This is a genomic window from Deltaproteobacteria bacterium (assembly GCA_019912665.1).
Classification (GTDB): Bacteria; Desulfobacterota; GWC2-55-46; order GWC2-55-46; family GWC2-55-46; genus UBA5799.
The window spans coordinates 1-2005 of the sequence record JAIOIE010000025.1 but is presented as its reverse complement, the minus strand read 5'-3'; the positions used below and the strand labels follow the sequence as shown (position 1 = coordinate 2005).

The following is a 2005-nucleotide window of genomic DNA, read 5'->3' as shown; positions in this document are numbered from 1 at the left end:
GCATTGGTAGAGCTTGGTTACTGGACCTTGTTGAAGAAGCAAGGCCGCAGCAACCAAGCCCCCCGTTCCAACCGTGCGTGCGATTTTCCCGCACACGGCTGACCGATGGTCTTGTTCATGCCGTCTTGCTCCCTGGGTATTGGATCGTGCCGAGCAGCTTGTGCAGGCCGCGCTCCCGCAGCTTCTCCATCGGCCATGCACGTCGTTGCTGCGATACCCGCCAGGCGAGCCGATGGCCGTGAAAGCCACGCTGCTTGCCGAGCATGCGGATGATGCGCCGCCAGACGTAGTGGTCGATCTGGTTGAACTGCTTGCTCGCGTTGCCGGTCCTGAAGTAGTTGCCCCAGCCCTTCAGCATGGGGTTGAGGTCAGCGATCACCTCGTCGACATCCTTCAGACCAGCACGGCGGCGGCGGTCCGTCAGTTCGCGCACCCGGCTGCGGACCTTCTTCATCGACTTCAGCGACGGCCACCGAAACAGATACGTGCGCCCCTTGAAGCGGGACTTCACGATCCGCAGGTGACAGCCGAGGAAATCGAAGCCGTCCTTGCCGAGCCCGATCTGCACGAGCTTCGTCTTCTCCGGATGCAGCGTGAGTTTCAGGCGCGCGAAGATCTCGCGCAGCCGTCGCATCGCCTCGTTCGCCTGGGACTCGGTCCTGCACAGCACCACGAAATCGTCCGCGTATCGCACGAGGACGCCGAGATGCTGACAGTCCCGCTGCCACTCACGATCGAGTTCGTGCAGGTAGATGTTGGCGAGCAACGGCGAGATCACGCCGCCCTGGGGAGTCCCCGTGGCTGCGTGCCGCACGTTGCCTTCCTCCATCACGCCTGCGTCCAGCCACTTCCGAAGCAGCTTCAGCACGCGGCGGTCGCAGATGCGGCGGCCCACCAGTTCCATCAGCACGGTCTTGTCGATCGTGTCGAAGAAGCTCTGGATGTCGCCGTCGACGACGAAGTAGCGACCTCGCCCGCCTTCGATGCGTAGCTTCTCCAGTGCGTCCGTGGCGCTCCGCTTGGGGCGGAATCCATAGCTGCACGCTTCGAAGCCGGCCTCGTAGATCGGTTCGATCACGAGCTTCGTCGCCATCTGCACCACCCGGTCCTTGACCGTCGGGATGCCCAACGGTCGCTGCCTGCCGTCCGGCTTCGGGATCCACACGCGCCGCACCGGCTGCGGTCGGTAGTGCCCGGACCGGATCTCGTCGCGCGCTTCCGCGAGGAACTGCGCGACGCCTTGCTGCTCGATCATCGCCAGCGACAAGCCGTCGATGCCGGCAGCGCCATCGTTGCTCCGCACTCGTTCCCACGCCCTCTGCAGGACGTCACTCCGGCAGATCCGATCGAACAGCGCGTGGAAACGCCGCCCAGGGTCTCGCTTGGCGGCACGAAAGAGCGCGTGTTGGAGTTCTCGTACTTTCTCTACGGAGTTGTTGGGCCTCGCGGCCATGCCCTCGCACTTACCCCCAGCCACGCGCGCGACCAAAGTCGGGCCCCTTCCCTCCGCCGGCGTTGTGGCCGCCGGCATCGTTGGTACTACGAACCCTTCGGACTCCCTCCCGGCACGAGCCACTTTCGCACTCGGCTTATGCAGCTCGCCTTCGCCTGACGTCGGCCGCCGGGTAGGGCCTCTCCTGTTCCGTGTCGGACTGTCGTCGCATGCCCTCCTCTCTACCCCGGGGAAGTCCTGCGCCGCTCCGTGCTCGGACGCAGTCTGTTGCCTTCGCCGCGACATGACCGGCTCGGCCTTCCCACCTTTCGGGTCTCTAATCTCACGAGGCTGCAAGGTTCACCCTTTCGGATTGGGCCTGCGACTTTGCTCCCCTCGTCCAAGGCATACGCCTCGACGCGGGCTCTCGACGCTCCGCTCGGCACGGGCAATCTCTTGCCCGGGCTGGAGCCTGCTACGCGGTGCTTCGGCGCTTGCCGCGGCGGGACTCGCACCCGCAAGCTCGACACAGCTTGGCCCTGCCACGAGCAGGGCTTGTTCAGGACACACCAT

Annotated in this window: 1 protein-coding gene; it reads right to left on the bottom strand. The window is 64.9% G+C overall.

Annotation, left to right across the window (positions count from 1 at the left end):
- Nucleotides 1–115: 115 nt before the first annotated feature.
- Nucleotides 116–1453: a group II intron reverse transcriptase/maturase gene (ltrA, locus tag K8I01_12235; protein ID MBZ0221185.1), complete on the bottom strand. Its 1338-nt coding sequence runs from the start codon at nucleotides 1451–1453 to the stop codon at nucleotides 116–118.
- Between the last annotated feature and the right edge of the window lie 552 nt (nucleotides 1454–2005).

Coding starts and splice junctions, on each gene's coding strand:
- ltrA (MBZ0221185.1), bottom strand. CDS start 1,453: ATGGCCGCGAGGCCCAACAACTCCGTAGAGAAAGTACGAGAACTCCAA.